This is a genomic window from Luteimonas panaciterrae, assembly GCF_020511115.1.
Lineage (GTDB): Bacteria > Pseudomonadota > Gammaproteobacteria > Xanthomonadales > Xanthomonadaceae > Luteimonas > Luteimonas panaciterrae.
Window position 1 is genome coordinate 1 of record NZ_JAJAVH010000006.1, and the last position, 15635, is coordinate 15635.

At 64.4% G+C, this 15635-nt stretch carries 16 protein-coding genes; 13 read left to right on the forward strand and 3 right to left on the reverse strand.

From position 1 onward, the window contains the following. Positions 1-49 precede the first annotated feature (49 nt). Positions 50-1285: a phosphoglycerate dehydrogenase gene (serA, locus tag LG367_RS07630; RefSeq protein ID WP_226468649.1), complete on the forward strand. Its 1236-nt coding sequence runs from the start codon at positions 50-52 to the stop codon at positions 1283-1285. Between the two features lie 26 nt (positions 1286-1311). On the opposite strand, the gene LG367_RS07635 is transcribed toward serA, so the two are convergent. After that, positions 1312-2247: a LysR family transcriptional regulator gene (locus LG367_RS07635; RefSeq protein WP_226468650.1), complete on the reverse strand. Its 936-nt coding sequence runs from the start codon at positions 2245-2247 to the stop codon at positions 1312-1314. A gap of 100 nt (positions 2248-2347) precedes the next feature. On the opposite strand from LG367_RS07635, the gene LG367_RS07640 reads away from it, so the two are divergent. From LG367_RS07640 to LG367_RS07695, 12 genes are all read left to right on the forward strand, one after another. Continuing rightward, positions 2348-3604 (forward strand): acyl-CoA dehydrogenase family protein, encoded by a 1257-nt coding sequence (locus LG367_RS07640; RefSeq protein WP_226468651.1) that lies wholly within the window; start codon positions 2348-2350, stop codon positions 3602-3604. Further along, complete coding sequence (locus LG367_RS07645) at positions 3601-4677, forward strand: phosphotransferase family protein (RefSeq protein ID WP_226468652.1); 1077 nt, start codon at positions 3601-3603, stop codon at positions 4675-4677. Before LG367_RS07640 ends, LG367_RS07645 begins: the two co-directional genes overlap by 4 nt. A gap of 2 nt (positions 4678-4679) precedes the next feature. Beyond that, positions 4680-5372 carry a histidine phosphatase family protein gene (locus LG367_RS07650; RefSeq protein ID WP_226468653.1) on the forward strand — a complete coding sequence of 231 codons (693 nt, stop codon included), beginning with the start codon at positions 4680-4682 and terminating at the stop codon, positions 5370-5372. Positions 5373-5395: 23 nt separating this feature from the next. Further along, positions 5396-6175 (forward strand): SDR family oxidoreductase, encoded by a 780-nt coding sequence (locus tag LG367_RS07655; RefSeq protein WP_226468654.1) that lies wholly within the window; start codon positions 5396-5398, stop codon positions 6173-6175. Between the two features lie 46 nt (positions 6176-6221). After that, positions 6222-7010, forward strand: coding sequence for an SDR family oxidoreductase (locus tag LG367_RS07660; protein WP_226468655.1), 789 nt, complete (start codon positions 6222-6224; stop codon positions 7008-7010). A 36-nt stretch (positions 7011-7046) separates the two neighbouring features. After that, positions 7047-7826, forward strand: coding sequence for a 3-oxoadipate enol-lactonase (gene pcaD, locus LG367_RS07665; protein ID WP_226468656.1), 780 nt, complete (start codon positions 7047-7049; stop codon positions 7824-7826). Positions 7827-7849: 23 nt separating this feature from the next. Further along, positions 7850-8866, forward strand: a complete 1017-nt coding sequence (locus tag LG367_RS07670; RefSeq protein ID WP_226468657.1) for an NADP-dependent oxidoreductase — start codon at positions 7850-7852, stop codon at positions 8864-8866. A 271-nt stretch (positions 8867-9137) separates the two neighbouring features. After that, entirely contained in the window at positions 9138-10391 is a 1254-nt protein-coding gene (locus LG367_RS07675; protein WP_226468658.1) for a TCR/Tet family MFS transporter, read from the forward strand. A gap of 211 nt (positions 10392-10602) precedes the next feature. Then, positions 10603-11016: a hypothetical protein gene (locus LG367_RS07680; RefSeq protein WP_226468659.1), complete on the forward strand. Its 414-nt coding sequence runs from the start codon at positions 10603-10605 to the stop codon at positions 11014-11016. A gap of 232 nt (positions 11017-11248) precedes the next feature. Next, entirely contained in the window at positions 11249-11674 is a 426-nt protein-coding gene (locus LG367_RS07685; RefSeq protein ID WP_226468660.1) for a YciI family protein, read from the forward strand. Between the two features lie 35 nt (positions 11675-11709). Continuing rightward, positions 11710-12129 (forward strand): VOC family protein, encoded by a 420-nt coding sequence (locus LG367_RS07690; RefSeq protein WP_226468661.1) that lies wholly within the window; start codon positions 11710-11712, stop codon positions 12127-12129. A gap of 183 nt (positions 12130-12312) precedes the next feature. Beyond that, positions 12313-13575, forward strand: coding sequence for an RNA polymerase sigma factor (locus tag LG367_RS07695; protein ID WP_226468662.1), 1263 nt, complete (start codon positions 12313-12315; stop codon positions 13573-13575). 149 nt (positions 13576-13724) lie between these two features. Here LG367_RS07695 and LG367_RS07700 read toward each other — a convergent pair whose 3' ends face one another. Together LG367_RS07700 and LG367_RS07705 are read right to left on the reverse strand one after the other, a co-directional pair. After that, positions 13725-15197 carry an MFS transporter gene (locus LG367_RS07700; RefSeq protein WP_226468663.1) on the reverse strand — a complete coding sequence of 491 codons (1473 nt, stop codon included), beginning with the start codon at positions 15195-15197 and terminating at the stop codon, positions 13725-13727. Further along, positions 15198-15602 carry a YciI family protein gene (locus tag LG367_RS07705; RefSeq protein ID WP_226468664.1) on the reverse strand — a complete coding sequence of 135 codons (405 nt, stop codon included), beginning with the start codon at positions 15600-15602 and terminating at the stop codon, positions 15198-15200. Between the last annotated feature and the right edge of the window lie 33 nt (positions 15603-15635).

The following is a 15635-nucleotide window of genomic DNA, read 5'->3' on the forward strand; positions in this document are numbered from 1 at the left end:
TTTCGCCGGAATGACGAGCAAAAAACAACAGCAACAACAAAAGCAGACGATGAAAAAAACGTCCTACCCCAAACGCGACATCCGCATCCTCCTCCTCGAAGGCATCAGCCCCACCGCCGTCGAGACCTTCCAGGCCGCCGGCTACACCCAGATCGAGCAACACGCCAAGTCGCTCCCGGAAGACGAACTCAAGCGCCGCATCGTCGACGCCCACTTCATCGGCATCCGCTCGCGCACTCACCTGAGCGCGGAGGTACTGGCCGAGGCGCGGCGCCTGCTCGCGATCGGCTGCTTCTGCATCGGCACCAACCAAGTCGACACCGACGCGGCGGAACTGGCGGGCATCCCCGTCTTCAACGCCCCTTACTCCAACACCCGCAGCGTGGCCGAACTGGTCGTAGCCGAGGCAATCATGCTGCTGCGCGGCATCCCGCAGAAATCCGCCGAATGCCATCGCGGCGGCTGGTCGAAATCGGCCGCCGGCAGTCACGAGGCGCGCGGCAAGACCATCGGCATCGTCGGTTACGGCCACATCGGCACCCAGGTCGGTGTGCTGGCCGAGTCGCTCGGCATGCAGGTGCTGTTCCACGACATCGAGACCAAGCTCTCGCTCGGCAACGCACGCCCGTCGACCGATCTCGACGACCTGCTGCAACGCTCCGACGTGGTCACGCTGCACGTGCCGGAAACGCCGGCCACGAAGCTGATGTTCGGCGCCAAGCAGATCGCGCGCATGCGCCCCGGCGCACACCTGATCAATGCTTCGCGCGGCACCGTGGTCGATATCGACGCGCTGGCGACGGCGCTGCAGTCCGGCCACATCGGCGGCGCGGCGGTGGATGTGTTCCCGGTGGAACCGAAAGGCAACGACGACGCCTTCGAATCGCCGCTGCGCGGCCGCGACAACACCATTCTCACCCCGCACGTCGGTGGCAGCACGCTGGAAGCGCAGGACAACATCGGCGTGGAAGTGGCCGCGAAACTGGTGCGCTACAGCGACAACGGCAGCACGCTCTCGGCGGTGAACTTCCCCGAGGTCACCCTGCCCGAGCACGCCGCCAGCCATCGCCTGCTGCACATCCATCGCAACGTGCCCGGCGTGCTGTCGCAGATCAACGACATCTTCAGCAAGCGCAACATCAACATCGACGGCCAGTTCCTACGCACCGACTCCAAGGTCGGCTACGTGGTGATCGACGTGACCGCCGATCAAGCGCAAGCCGGAGAGCTGCGCGCGGCACTGTCGGAGATTCCAGGAACGCTGAAGACGCGCGTGCTGTACTGACGCGCGATCCGGTTATCCGGCGACCGCTATGTCCGGCCGCCGGCGGAGGTTCCCGTCGCGCCGCGGATGATGTCGATTACTTGTCCGCGGAACCAGGCATGCGCCTGATCGTGCTGTCGTGATTCGTGCCAGTAGGCCAGGATCGGAAAAGGTTTGACGCGTAGCGGCAACGGCCGCATCACGATCGGCAACTGGCCGGAAAGATGATTCGCGTACGACTGCGGCAACGTCAGCAGCAGATCGCTGCCGGCGACGACCTGACAGGCCGCGAAATAGTGCTGGCACACCAGACGAATCGCACGGAACAGCCCGCTCTGCCCCAACAGCACGTCGAGCGTGTGCGGTTCGCCGAGCAGTGACACCGCGACGTGTTGCGCACCGAGATAATCGGCGCGGCGCAAGGCACCCGCGGCCAATGGATGCTCCCGGCGCATCGCCACCACCAGGGTATCGTCGATCAGGTAATCGGTGATCAGACGCGGCCCCACGGGAAGCCGGCGATCGATCACCAGATCCACCCGGCCGATACTCAATTCGCGCTCGATCTCGCCAACCGCGACCCGTCGGCTCACCAGCCGCAACCGCGGCGACGATCGCGCCAGTTGCGCGAGCAGCGGCGGCAATGCGATCGATTCCAGCGCGTCGCGGAACCCCACCGAGAATTCCATCTCCAGCACGGCCGGATCGAAGTCGGCGCGGATGCGCGAAGCGGCCTGCAATCCTTTCAGATGCACCTGCACTTCGGCGATCACCGCGCGCGTGCGCTCGGTGGGAAACATGCGATTGCCCTGTCGCACGAACAGCGGATCGTCGAAATGCGCGCGTAGCCGGTTCAACGCATGCGTGACCGCCGGCTGGGTGAGATGCAGCGCACGCGCCGCGGCGCCGATGCCGCCGTGCACGTAGACCGCATCCAGGATACGGAACAGGTTGAGGTCGACGCGGCTGTCCGGGCTGGCCATCCACTCATTATCCATGCGAATGACCCCGCATAAAACATATTCATTTCATGGATGACAGGAACCGGCGTAGGCTCGATCGCGTCAACCGGAGCCGAGCGCCATGGAGTTCTCCCCGTCCGACCATTGCCGAGCCATCAGCGCGCGCCTGCTGCGCTTCATGCAGGAGGAAATCCTGCCGGCCGAAGCCACCCATGCCGCCCAACTGGCCGGCGGAGACGACTGGCGCCTCTGGCGGCAACCGCCGGTGATGGAGGAGCTGAAGGCAAAGGCTCGCGCGGCCGGGCTGTGGAATCTGTTCCTGCCGAGTGAATCTTCATCCGAAGGCGATCACGGCGACATCGGCCTGAGCAATGTCGATTACGCGCCGCTGGCCGAGATCATGGGCCACTCCTTCATCGCGCCCGAGGTCTTCAACTGTAATGCGCCGGACACCGGCAACATGGAAGTGCTGGCCCGCTACGGTTCGCCCGAACAAAAACAGCAATGGCTGGCACCGCTGTTGAACGGTGAAATCCGCTCGGCCTTCTGCATGACCGAGCCGCAGGTCGCCTCCTCCGATGCCACCAACATGCAGGCGACCGCCGTCGTCGATGGCGACGACGTAGTGCTCAACGGCCGCAAATGGTGGTCCACCGGCATCGGCCATCCGAACTGCCGCTTCGTGATCTTCATGGGCCTGAGTAATCCGGAGGCCGAACCGCATCGCCGACATGCGATGGTGATCTGCCCGCTCGACGCACCGGGTGTGAAGATCGAACGCATGCTGCCAGTATTCAACACCTACGACGAACCATTCGGCCATGGCGAAGTGAGCTTCACCGATGTGCGCTTGCCGGCCACCCACATCATCCTCGGGCCTGGCCGCGGCTTCGAAATCGCCCAGGGCCGATTGGGGCCGGGCCGCATCCACCATTGCATGCGCGCGTTGGGCGCCGCCGAACGCGCACTTGCCCTGCTATGCACGCGCGCGGCGGACCGGCAGGCATTCGGCCAGCCACTGATCCGGCTCGGCGGCAACGCCGATCTCATCGCCGACCTGCGCATGACGATCGAGCAGGCACGGCTGCTCACGCTGAAAGCCGCATGGACGATCGACACGCAAGGCCCGAAGGCGGCGCTGAGCCTGGTTTCGCAGATCAAGGTCGTGGTGCCGGCGGTGGCGCAGCGTGCCGCCGATGCGGCGATCCAGATCCACGGCGCCGCCGGCCTGTCGAACGACTTCCCGCTCGCGGCGCTCTACACCTACGCGCGTGTGCTGCGACTCGCCGACGGCCCCGATGAAGTGCATCGCGCCGTGGTCGCCAAACTCGAAATCCGGCAACAATCAGAAGCGCAGCAATTGGGAGCGCGGGCATGACCGCGGAGATCGCGATCGACCAGGCCCGCCCGGTACGCGAAGAGGATGCGTTCGATCTCGCCCGCGTCGATGCCTTCCTCAAGGATCGCATCGAAGGCCTGTCGGGCGATCCGGAACTGCGCCAGTTTCCCGGTGGCGCATCGAATCTGACTTATCTGCTGCGCTATGGCGATCGCGAACTCGTCCTGCGCCGCCCGCCCGCCGGCGTGAAAGCCAAATCCGCGCACGACATGCTGCGCGAGGCGCGGGTGATGGCGGCGCTGAAGCCGCACTATCCCCTTGTACCGACGATCCTGGCCAGTTGCGACGATCCCGATGTGATCGGACAGGATTTCTATGTGATGGAACGGCTGCGCGGTGTGATCCTGCGCCGCGACCTGCCCGAAGGGCTTGGCCTGGATGCAAACGGCGTGCGCCGTTTGTGCACCGGCTTCGTCGATCGCCTGATCGAATTGCATGACATCGGCGCGCACGCACCGGACATCGCCGCCCTAGGCAAGGGCGAAGGCTACGTCGCGCGTCAGGTCGCCGGCTGGAGCGAGCGCTGGCGGCAGTCGCTCACCGAGGGCACCGATGCCTGCGAGGACGTGCTGACGTGGCTATCTGAAAAACAGCCCGCGCGCGAAACCGCGATCTGCGTGATCCACAACGATTACCGCTTCGACAACGTCGTGCTCGACCCTGATCATCCCTTGTCCATCGTTGGAGTTCTCGATTGGGAAATGGCGACGCTCGGCGATCCCCTGATGGATCTCGGCGGCTCCCTCGCCTACTGGGTACAGGCCGATGACGACGACACCTTCCAGATGTTCCGTCGCCAACCGACCAACGCGCCCGGCATGCTCGGCCGCCGCGAGATCGTCGACTACTACGCCACACGCACTGGTCGCGACGTGGGCGTGTTTGATTTCTACGAAGTGTTCGGCCTGTTCCGGCTGATGGTGATCATCCAGCAGATCTACCGCCGCTTCGTGCTCGGCCAGACCACCAACCCGCAGTTCGCCGGCTTCGGACAGGCCGCGCGCTACATGGGCCATCGGTGCCGCAACGTGATCGCGGGTTCGGATCTGTAGCGATGGCCGATCTGCTCCTCATCCGGCACGGCCAGGCCAGCTTCGGCGCGGCCGATTACGACAAATTATCGGACACGGGCGAGGAACAATCACGCCGGCTCGGCGCCTGGCTCGCACGCAGTGGCGCCACCGCGCAACTGGTCGCGACCGGACGCATGCAGCGGCATGCACGCACCGCCGCGCTGTGTCTCGAGACCTCGGGGACCACCGATCTTCCACGCTTGGAACTCGCCGGCCTGGACGAACTCGACCACGTCGAAGTGTTGAAGCGTCACCGCCCCGACCTCGCCGACTACGACGGCTTTTCCCGCGAACTGCGCAGCCATGCCGATCCGCATCGCGCCTTCCAGGAAATGTTCACCGAAGCGGTGGCGCGCTGGAGCGGCGGCAACCACGATCACGAGTATGCTCGGAGCTGGCCGGATTTCCGCCGGGAGACGCTCTCCGCGCTGCGAACACTTTCCGAACATCCTGCCCGCGAAATCTGGGCCTTTACCTCCGGCGGTCCGATCGCAGTGATCGCCACTGAGCTCCTCGGCGCGCCGGTCGAGCGCACGTTCTCGCTCAGCTGGAATCTCGTGAACACCGGCATCACCCGCATCCGCTTCCGGCGCGGCGGCGCGCAACTGATCACCTACAACGCCTGGCCGCATCTGGCCGATGCGGAAGATGCACGACTGATCACCTATCGCTGATCGATTCCTTTGGAACCACTGCCATGACCGACGCTTCCTTCTCCGATCCCTTCGACCTCAGCGGCAAGATCGCCCTCGTCACCGGCGCCAGCCGTGGTATCGGTGCAGAGATCGCCAAACTGCTCGCCGCCAAGGGCGCGCACGTGATCGTGTCCAGCCGCAAACAGGATGATTGCCAGAAAGTCGTCGACGAGATCACTAGCGCGGGCGGCGCGGCCGAGGCCGTCGCCTGTCACATCGGCGAGCCGGCGCAGATCGATACCCTGTTCGCCGCGCTCACGGCAAAACATGGCCGGCTCGATGTCCTGGTCAACAACGCCGCGACCAATCCCTACTTCGGGCCGATTGTGGACACCGATCCCGGCGTGTTCCAGAAAACGGTGGACGTGAACATCCGCGGCTATTTCTACATGTCCGCCAACGCCGCGAAGCTCATGGCCGCGAACGGCGGCGGCTCCATCGTCAACGTGGCCTCGGTCAACGGCGTGGTGCCCGGTTTTCAGCAAGGCATCTACTCGATCACCAAGGCCGCGGTGATTTCGATGACCAAGGCCTTCGCGGTGGAATGCGCTTCGGCCGGCGTGCGCTGCAATGCCTTGCTGCCTGGACTGACCGACACCAAGTTCGCATCCGTGCTGGTGAACACGCCTGAGATCCTCAAGCTCGCGCTCGCGCACGTGCCGATGCGGCGCGTGGCGCAACCATCTGAAATGGCCGGCGCAGTGCTGTATTTCGCCTCGCCGGCATCCTCGTACACCACCGGCGCCGTGCTCAATGTCGATGGCGGTTATCTCTCCGTCTGATTCTCTCTGCCTGCCCCTCTTCGTCACTCCATCCGGAGATTTTCGAATGCCACAATCCATCGCGCCACGTCTTGCCGGTAAACAGGCCTTCATCACCGGCGCCGCCGGCGGGCTGGGCCGTGCCATCGCGCAGCGCTTCGCTCTGCAGGGGGCCAAGCTGTTCATCACCGACCTCGACAGCGCGCGCGTCGCCGAAGTCGCCGACGCCATCAATGCCGAAGCAGGGGCACAAGTCGCGTGGGCCGCCGCGCAGGATGTCCGAGACGAAGCGGTCTGGGAGGCTTTGTTGAGCGAGGCGAACGCAGTCATGGGCGGGCTCTCGATCCTGGTCAACAATGCCGGAACCGGTTCGATGGGCCGGATCGAGCAGATCGAGCAAAAGGAATGGCGTCGCGTGATGGCGGTGAACGTGGAGAGCATCGTCTTCAGCTGCAAGCACGCCCTGCCCTATCTGCGCGAACGGCAGCCGGCATCGATCGTCAATATTTCCTCGCTCGCCGCCTTCAAGATCGAGCCCGACTACACCGCCTACAACGCATCGAAAGCCGCGGTGGCCTCGTTGAGCAAATCCATCGCCGTGGATTGCGCGCGACAGAAGATCGACGTGCGTTGCAATTCGATCCATCCTGCCTTCATCCGTACCGGCATCGTGGAGCCGTTCTTCCAGCAACTGGGCGAGGAGGAAGCCACTCGCAAGCTGGTGCGCGGCATCCCGATGCGCCGGCTCGGCGATCCGGACGACGTGGCCTATGCCGCGATCTATCTCGCTTCCGATGAAAGCCGCTACGTCACCGCCGCTGAACTTGTCATCGACGGCGGCGCACGCGCGATCTAATCTCTTTCTTTTTTCTCGTTCTATTCCCCCCTCGACATGCCATTCCTCGCGCTTACGCAGTACGGCCTGCATTACCGAGTCGACGGTCTCGCCGATCGCCCGTGGCTGACCCTATGCAATTCGATCGGCACCGATCTGCACATGTGGGACGACCAAATCGATGTGCTTGGCCAGCATTTCCGCATTCTGCGCTACGACTGTCGCGGACATGCCCGTTCGATCGCGCCACCGCCACCGTGGACCATCGCCAATCTCGGCCACGATGTGCTGGCATTGTTCGACGTGCTCGGGATCGAGCGCACCCATTTCTGCGGCCTGTCGCTTGGCGGGCTGGTCGGACAGTGGCTGGCGCTGCAGGCACCGCAACGTATCGGCCGTATGATCGTCTGTAGCACGGCGGCGAAGATCGGCAGCACGGAAGCCTGGCGCGCCCGCATCGCGCAGCTGCGCGAGCACGGCCTGGACGGCATCGCGGCGGCGACGCCATCGCGATGGTTTACCGATGCCTTCACGGAAACCCATCCCGCCCGCATACAGGCACTCGTGGCCCCGCTGCGCGCCATGCCTCCCGAGATATATGCCGCTTTTTGCGAGGTCCTCATCGCGACCGACTTCCGCCACGACCTGTCGGAGATCGCGGCGCCGCTCCTGGCCATCGCCGGCAGCGACGACACCACCACGCCTCCCGTCGACCTGCGTTTCATAGCCGAACACGTGAAGAATGGCCGTTATCTCGAACTTCCCGGCCGCCATTTGACCAATGTGGAATCGGCGCCCGCATTCACACGCGCGGTGCATGACTTCCTGCATTCCTGATCCCTCCAACTGCGAACCCTGCCATGTCCACAACCAACCGCCAATTGCGCCTGAAAACCCGTCCCGAAGGCGCGGTCCGCAAGGAGGATTTCGATCTCGTCGAGCAGCCTTTGCCCGAACTCAAGGACGGCGAAGTGCTGGTGCGCGTGCTGTACCTGTCGATGGACCCGACCAACCGGGTTTGGATGCGTGATATCCCGCAGTACATGCCGCCGGTGGCGATCGGCGAGGTGATGCGCGCCGCGGGCATCGGCCGCGTGGTTGCATCGAAGTCCGCGCGCTACGCCGAAGGCGATCTGGTGCAAGGCTTGCTGGGCTGGCAGGACTACGCGCTGTTCCATGAGGATAAGGCGCAGGGTTACGTCAAATTCCCCGCGCAACCGGGACTGCCCCTGCCCACCCTGCTTGGCGCCTGCGGCATGAGCGGAATGACCGCCTACTACGGCCTGACCGAAATCGCGCCGGTGCAGCCCGGCGAAACGCTGGTGGTCTCCGCCGCCGCCGGCTCGGTCGGTTCGATCGCTGGACAGATCGGCAAGATCCACGGCGCGCGCGTGGTCGGTATCGCCGGCGGCGCCGACAAGTGCCGTTATCTGGTCGAGGAACTCGGATTCGACGCCGCCGTCGACTACAAGGCCGCCGACTGGAAACAGGCGCTCAAGGCCGCCACGCCCGATGGCGTGCATGTGAACTTCGAGAACGTCGGCGGCGAGATCATGCGCGCCGTGCTCTCGCGCATGGTGATCGGCGGCCGCGTCGCGCTGTGCGGCGTGATCGCCAACTACAACAGTGACAGCCGCCCCACCGACGATTTCAGCGTCGCGATCTTCAAGCGCCTAACCATCCGCGGCTTTCTCATCCTGGACTACAAGCACGCGAAGGAAGCCGTGCAGGCGATCAGCGGATGGCTGCGCGACGGCAAGCTCAAGACCGAGGAAACCGTCGCGGACGGCCTGGAGAACGCGCCGCTCGTGCTCAACCGCCTGTTCGACGGCAGTCATCGCGGCAAGCTGGTGCTGCGCGTCGATCCGACCGCCTGAGCATGTGCCTCCACCTCGTCATCAAGACTCCTGCATTTCAATAAACGGCCTCCGCGCGGGACTTCCCATGTACCGCGCGCCTTCTGTATGATCGCCGCTCGCTTCGCCGAGGAAGCCTTCATGCAAAGTGTCCGCATCCGCGCCTGACGCAGGCAATCCCGCCTCAGGTCGCCTACCAGCTCCGCTGGTCAGCACGTCTCAGCACTGAATCCCGCTGAAGCGCACTTCCCGTGTGCGGTGTCGCCGCACGCCTTTCGGAAACAAATCCATCATGTCTATTCCTGCCTTTCGCGCCGGCAAGGCGGCGATCGCGTTCATCCTCGTCACCGCGATGCTCGACATCGTGGCGATGGGGATCGTCATCCCCGTTCTGCCCCCTCTCATCGAACAATTCGCTGGCGATAGCTCACGCGCCGGCATCATCAATGGCGTCTTCGTGGCGCTGTGGGCGTTCATGCAATTCGTGGCGTCGCCCGTCATCGGCTCTTTGTCTGATCAGTACGGCCGGCGCCCGGTCATCCTGCTGTCGACCGCAGGCCTCGCCGCCGACTACATGCTGATGGCACTGGCGCCGAACCTATGGTGGCTGGCCCTGGGCCGCATCATTGCCGGCGTCACTTCCGCCAGCTTCACCACCGTGTACGCCTACATGGCCGACGTCACCACGCCGGAGAATCGTGCGCGCGGCTACGGCCTGGTCGGTGCTGCGTTCAGCGCCGGCTTCGTCGCCGGTCCGTTGCTGGGCGGCGTGCTCGGCGAATGGTCGCCGCGTGCGCCGTTCTGGGTAGCGGCGGCGATGAGCGCCATGGCGTTCCTCTACGGCGCTTTCATCCTGCCGGAATCGTTGCCGAAGGAACGGCGCATGACCTTCTCGTGGAAACGCGCCAACCCGCTCGGCGCGTTGCGGTTGCTGCGCTCGCATCCGGAACTGACCGGGCTGGCCACCGTCAACTTCCTGCTCTACTTCTCCCACCACGTGTTCTCCGCGGTGTTCGTGCTGTACGCGGGGCATCGCTACGGACTGGGAGCGTGGCAGGTCGGTCTGATGCTCGCGTTGGCGGGCGTGCTCGAGCTGATCGTGCAGGGTGTGCTCACCGGTCCCGCGGTGAAGCGTTTCGGCGATCGCAAGGTGATGGTATTCGGCCTGTTCGCCGGCACCGTCGGCATCGCCTGCATGGGACTGGCGCCGACCGGCCTGGCCTTCACCCTGGCGCTGTTCCCGAACGCGCTATGGACGCTGGCGATGCCGACGCTGCAATCACTGATGACGCAGCGCGTTTCGGAGTCGGAACAGGGACAGTTGCAGGGCGCCAACCACAGCGTCGGCAGTATCGCCGGCGTGTTGTCGCCACTGTTCTTCGGTGCGGTGTATGCCGCATCCGTCGGGCCCGATGCGCCGTTCCCGCACATCGGCGCCGCGTTCCTGATCGCCGCGTTGGTGTTGCTGGCCGCGGCGGTGCTCGGCTGGCTGGTGGCGCGTCGCGCGCAGCGCGGCCACGACGTCGAGATCGTCACCGATCCCTGACCCGGCGCCTTCAAACCGCCGCTTCCATTCGCGAAGCGGCGGTGCTTCCTGTGGGGAAACTTGTCCGAAAACGGCCAGCGCGATGAGTGCCGGCACGGCATAACGATCGCACGCGATGTCCCCTCATCGCGCCGCAGGCACAACGGCATTCTTTCCAACTCCGACGGCCTCGCGCTGTCGCAACGGGTTCGCTTGGCCCGAAGGAGACCTCATGAAGCCACTCCGCAAATCCTCCCTGCTGGCCATGACACTGACCGCATTGCTCGCTGGCGCCGCACATGGCGCTGAGCGAAGCGAGACGAGCACTGCTGGCACATTCGTCGTCCGCTATCGCATCGCGCTCCTGCCCTCATCCACGGGCACTTCCACTTCGGGCAGCAGCATCAACGAATGGCGGCAGGTCGTCGGCCAATCCTGCGATGCCGGCGACCACTGCGTCGGCTTCCTGTGGCAGAGCGGCAAGATGACCGACCTCAACACGCTGCTCTCGCCAAGTTTCGACGGAACGATCCTCACCGCCAACGACATCGACGATTTCGGTCGGATCACAGGACAGGCGATCGATATGGCTAGCGGAACCTCCGTGGCGTTCGTCGCCACTCCCTACCTCATCCGCTATCCATGACGTCTGCCAGCCGTAACGATTGTCCGGGTTCGGCCTATTGCCAACCGGCGGTTGGAGGGCCGCCGGTCTTTTTTTGTGCTTGCTTGTTTCAAGCCTGCTCGCCGGCCAGCAAAACACTAGCTGAACAATTCAGGACATCAGCGATCGCATTGTCGATCCGCCCTCTCTCCGCTCGTCGCCCTGACAAGAGCCGGCAATCAAGCCGGTTCACCAGTCACCCAAGGAGACAGCCATGAGAGTCCTAGTCATCGTCAAAGCCACCCAGAGTTCGGAAGCCGGCATCCTGCCCAGCCAGCAATTGCTCACCGACATGGGCCGCTACAACGAAGAGCTGGTCAAGGCCGGCATCATGCTCGCCGGCGAAGGCCTGCATCCGAGTTCGAAAGGCGCACGCGTCCACTTCTCCGGCCACAACCGCAGCGTCATCGACGGCCCGTTCGCCGAAACCAAGGAACTGGTCGCCGGCTTCTGGATCTGGCAGGTGCGCTCGCTGGACGAGGCGATCGAGTGGGTGAAGCGCTGCCCCAATCCGCACGAAGAAGCGTGCGACATCGAGATCCGTCCGCTGTTCGAAGCCGAGGATTTCGGCGAGGAATTCACCCCGGAACTACGCGAACAGGAAAACCGTCTGCGCGAGCAGATCGGCCAGAACTTCTGATTTCCCTCCCCTCATCCATCCAGGAGATCCTTCCCATGCAATTCAATCCCTACATCACCTTCAACGGCAACTGTCGCGAAGCGTTCGAGTTCTACGCGAAGACCTTCGGCGGCAAGATCCAAGCCATGATGAGCTTCCGCGATTCGCCGGCAGCCGAGCATGCACCGCCGGGCGCCGAGGACCAGATCATGCACGCCTGCCTGATCGTCGGCGACCAGGTGCTGATGGCTTCCGACAACTGCGGACAGCCTTACGACAAACCGCAAGGCCTGCATGTCGCGGTCGAGGTCGATACGCCCGAAGAAGCCGAACGCATCTTCCAGGCGCTGTCGGAAAACGGAAACATCGTCATGCCGCTCGGCGAAACCTTCTGGGCGAAGCGCTTCGGCATGCTGTCCGATCGCTTCGGCACGCCGTGGTTCATCAACTGCCCGTGCGAACTGCCGCCGGCGTGAGCCGGCGCATCGCCAAAACCGGATCGCCCCGGCATGTGCCGGGGTGGAATCCCTTGAACATCGAGATCGCAAGCAACGGCTGATCCCACGCTTCGTTCTTGGACAGTCGTCATACCGATTCACGGAGTCTCACACCCATGCGGGACTTGCGCGCACCCAGCGATGATGTTGTGATCGGCCGCCATGACGACGGCCGACATTCACCGCACCATCGATACGGTCTGGCGCATGGAATCGCCGCGCCTGATCGCCGGTCTCGTGCGCATGGTGCGCGACGTCGGACTGGCGGAAGAGCTGGCGCAGGATGCCCTGGTCGTGGCGCTGGAGCGCTGGCCGGACGACGGAGTTCCCGACAATCCCGGCGCCTGGTTGATGGCGACCGCCAAGCATCGCGCGATCGATCGCTTGCGCCGCAGCAAACTGCAGCAGCGCAAGCACGAGGAGATCGCCTACGAGTTGGAATCCGAGCAGGACATGGCCGGCTCTGACGCCATCGACGCGCTCGACGACGACATCGGCGACGATCTGCTGCGGCTGATCTTCACCGCCTGCCATCCCGTGCTGCCCATGGAAGCCCGCGTAGCGCTCACGCTGCGCCTGCTTGGCGGCCTCACCACCGACGAGATCGCGCGCGCCTTCCTGATGCCGGAACCGACCGTCGCGCAGCGCATCGTGCGCGCCAAGCGCACGCTCTCCGAAAAACAGGTGCCATACGAAGTGCCGCGCGGCGAAGAACTCGCCGAACGCCTGGCCGCCGTGTTGCACGTGATCTATCTCATCTTCAATGAAGGCTATTCGGCGACCGCAGGCGATGACTGGATGCGTCCGGCGCTGTGCCAGGAAGCCTTGCGCCTCGGCCGCGTGCTGGCCGGCCTTGCGCCGCGCGAACCGGAAGTCCACGGATTGGTCGCGCTAATGGAGATCCAGGCCTCGCGCACGCGTGCGCGCACGGGGCCATCCGGCGAACCGGTGCTGCTGCTCGAGCAGAATCGCGCGCGCTGGGATCGACTGCTGATCAACCACGGCCTCGAGGCACTGCAGCGCGCAGAGCGCCTCGGCGGCACCGATGGTCCATACGCGCTGCAAGCCGCGATCGCCGCCTGCCATGCGCGCGCATTGACTGCGGAGGCGACCGACTGGCATCGCATCGCCGCGCTCTACGCGAGACTCGCCGAGGTGATGCCCTCGCCCATCGTCGAGCTCAATCGCTCCGTGGCGTTGTCGATGGCCGATGGTCCCGCGGCCGGTCTGGCGCATGTGGATACGCTGCAAGCCGAGCCGGCGCTCAAGGACTATCACCTGTTGCCAAGTGTTCGCGGCGATTTCCTGAAGAAACTCGGCCGCCTGGATGAAGCGCGCGCGGAGTTCGAACGTGCCGCGTCACTCACGCGCAACGCCCGCGAGCGCGAGCTGCTGCTGAACCGCGCGCAGGCTTGCGTCGAATAGCCAATCCACGGTTTAAAGCATCTCTTTGCTCGTCATTCCCGCGAAGGCGGGAATGACGAGCAGATTCTCAGATGTCGTGCGCGCATGCGGGACATGCGTTGCCCACCCTTCATGAGCGAAGCCGGCACGCATTACGTGCCGGCGCGGCGTCACGCTGCGGGCGAATCCGGGACTTCGGCATCCGGATTGGCCGTGGGCGCAGGCTTCAACAACAAGGCGCCAAGGATCGCCGCCAGTGCGGCGAAGCAGGCACCGACCAGGAACGCCACGCGATAGCCATCGTTGAGCGCGACCAGCTGATCGGCACCACCCGCCAATGCTGAGCTGGTACGCGCCGAGGCAAGACTGGCCAGCACCGCCAAACCGAGCGCGCCACCCATCATGAAGGCCGTGTTGACCACGCCGGAAGCGAGTCCGGATTCGTCCGCCGGCACGTCGCTCATTGCCGCCAGCAACACCGGATTGAAGGCCATGCCAGCGCCCAATCCGAGCAGCAGCATGCCGGGCAGCACGTGGGCGACGAAATTGCCGCCGACCGGCGCCTGCGCGAACAACATCAAGCCCGCCGTCGCCAGGATCAATCCACCGGCCAGCGGCACCCGGATTCCGAAGCGCATCACCAGCTTGGCCGACAGTCCGAGTGAGAACGCCGCCATGATCAGGTTCGCCGGCAGGAATGCCAATCCCACCTGCATCGGCCCGTAGCCGAGCACCAGCTGCATGTAGAGGGCGGACAGGAAGAACCAGGAGAACATCCCCGCCGCCCACAGCACACCGATAACATTCGCCGTGCTGACATTGCGCGAGGCAAACAGGCGCAGCGGCATCAGTGGCACGCGCACGCGTGCCTCGATCCATAGGAATGCACCGAGCAGCACCGCGGAAACGGCGAGCATGCCAAGCGTCCTGGCCGTCAGCCAGCCGACTTCGTTGCCGTTGACGATCGCGTATACGGCCAGCATCAGCGACACCGTCACCGTCACGGCGCCAGCGACGTCCAGCTCGCGGCTTTCGGGCGCATTGTGCGAGGCCGGCAGCAGATTCCGCGACAGCAGGAACACCACCGCGCCGATCGGGATGTTGATCAGGAAGATCCAATGCCAGTTCAGGGCGCTGGTCAGCAGACCGCCGAGCAGTACGCCGATGCTACCGCCGCCCGCGCAGACGAAGCTGTACACGCCCATCGCCTTCGCGCGCTCGGCCGTTTCGGTGAACAGCATCATGATCAGTGACAGCGCCACCGCGGTCACGACCGCGCCGCCGAAGCCCTGGATCGCACGTGCCGCCACCAGGAACGCCTGCGAATTGGCCAATCCGCATGCCAGCGACGCCAGTGTGAACAGCGTGATGCCGATCAGGAACAGGCGTCGGTGCCCGAACAGATCGCCCAGCCGCCCGCCGAGCAGCATGAAGCCGCCGAAAGTGAGCAGATAGGCATTCACCACCCAGGCCAGCGCGGCGTCGGAGAACCCGAGATCGTCGCGGATCGACGGCAGCGCGACGTTCACGACCGTCGAATCGAGCACGATCATCAGCACGCCGAGGCAGACGACGATCAGCGCCTGCCAGCGATGGCCATGGGCATATTTCGTTTCGCCCGAAGCATTCGTTTCGATACTCACTCAACCACTCCTTGTGGCGGATTCTTGCTTGCGCTTCAGGATGCCGACCTGTTCGCAGGGCCTGACTTCGATGCCGCCGCCCACGTATTGGCCGACATATCCGCCCGGGTGTTTCGCCGCGATCGCGGTGGCGGCCTCGAGATCGTCCGCCTCGACGATGAAAAAGGCGCCGATCTGCTCGCGGCCGTCAGTATAGGCGCCACGGCTGATCGTCGGAGCACCTTCGCCCGGACGGATGATCGCCGCTTCCGAAGGAAACGCCAGTGAAGCGACGAATTCCAGGCCGGGATCGGCATGCAGCTGCTCATCATGCGGCTTGCAGGCACGCATCATCGCTTCGATGTCGTCTTGGGTCATCGCATCGAACTTCTTCGGCTCGTAGTAGCAAAAACATATGAATTTCATTTCTCATTTCCTGAGACTTGGCGAGTGCGATGA

Excerpts from the sequence above, each read along its gene's own strand:
- serA (WP_226468649.1), top strand. The coding sequence starts at position 50 with ATGAAAAAAACGTCCTACCCCAAACGCGACATCCGCATCCTCCTCCTC.
- LG367_RS07635 (WP_226468650.1), bottom strand. The coding sequence starts at position 2,247 with ATGGCCAGCCCGGACAGCCGCGTCGACCTCAACCTGTTCCGTATCCTG.
- LG367_RS07640 (WP_226468651.1), top strand. The coding sequence starts at position 2,348 with ATGGAGTTCTCCCCGTCCGACCATTGCCGAGCCATCAGCGCGCGCCTG.
- LG367_RS07645 (WP_226468652.1), top strand. The coding sequence starts at position 3,601 with ATGACCGCGGAGATCGCGATCGACCAGGCCCGCCCGGTACGCGAAGAG.
- LG367_RS07650 (WP_226468653.1), top strand. The coding sequence starts at position 4,680 with ATGGCCGATCTGCTCCTCATCCGGCACGGCCAGGCCAGCTTCGGCGCG.
- LG367_RS07655 (WP_226468654.1), top strand. The coding sequence starts at position 5,396 with ATGACCGACGCTTCCTTCTCCGATCCCTTCGACCTCAGCGGCAAGATC.
- LG367_RS07660 (WP_226468655.1), top strand. The coding sequence starts at position 6,222 with ATGCCACAATCCATCGCGCCACGTCTTGCCGGTAAACAGGCCTTCATC.
- pcaD (WP_226468656.1), top strand. The coding sequence starts at position 7,047 with ATGCCATTCCTCGCGCTTACGCAGTACGGCCTGCATTACCGAGTCGAC.
- LG367_RS07670 (WP_226468657.1), top strand. The coding sequence starts at position 7,850 with ATGTCCACAACCAACCGCCAATTGCGCCTGAAAACCCGTCCCGAAGGC.
- LG367_RS07675 (WP_226468658.1), top strand. The coding sequence starts at position 9,138 with ATGTCTATTCCTGCCTTTCGCGCCGGCAAGGCGGCGATCGCGTTCATC.
- LG367_RS07680 (WP_226468659.1), top strand. The coding sequence starts at position 10,603 with ATGAAGCCACTCCGCAAATCCTCCCTGCTGGCCATGACACTGACCGCA.
- LG367_RS07685 (WP_226468660.1), top strand. The coding sequence starts at position 11,249 with ATGAGAGTCCTAGTCATCGTCAAAGCCACCCAGAGTTCGGAAGCCGGC.
- LG367_RS07690 (WP_226468661.1), top strand. The coding sequence starts at position 11,710 with ATGCAATTCAATCCCTACATCACCTTCAACGGCAACTGTCGCGAAGCG.
- LG367_RS07695 (WP_226468662.1), top strand. The coding sequence starts at position 12,313 with ATGACGACGGCCGACATTCACCGCACCATCGATACGGTCTGGCGCATG.
- LG367_RS07705 (WP_226468664.1), bottom strand. The coding sequence starts at position 15,602 with ATGAAATTCATATGTTTTTGCTACTACGAGCCGAAGAAGTTCGATGCG.